1 protein-coding gene is annotated in these 298 nt (G+C 48.3%); it reads left to right on the top strand.

The features are described from left to right. The coding region (locus ACP45E_RS01045; RefSeq protein ID WP_141707167.1) for an HAD-IC family P-type ATPase at window positions 1-298 on the top strand (298 nt) is incomplete at both ends.

Here is a 298-nt window from a genome sequence, read left to right as displayed (position 1 = left end):
CTGTATTGGCATTATCGCCTGGCAAGATACATTACGAGAGGACGCGAGGCAGGCGGTCAATGCCCTTAACTCGTTAGGTATTAATTCAATTATGCTCACTGGTGATAACCCTCGTAGCGCCCTCGCCATCAGTGCGATGATTGGTATCGATTATAAAGCGAGCTTACTTCCGAAAGATAAAGTGGGTTATGTTGAAAAGCTTTCACAGACCCATCATGTTGCCATGGTCGGGGACGGTATCAATGATGCTCCAGCCATGAAAGCCGCCAGTATCGGTATTGCTATGGGAGGAGGAACC

Source organism: Vibrio genomosp. F10 str. 9ZD137, from assembly GCF_049974785.1.
Lineage (GTDB): Bacteria > Pseudomonadota > Gammaproteobacteria > Enterobacterales > Vibrionaceae > Vibrio.
The sequence above is the reverse complement of the archived record's forward strand: the minus strand, read 5'-3'. Positions and strand labels throughout refer to the sequence as shown.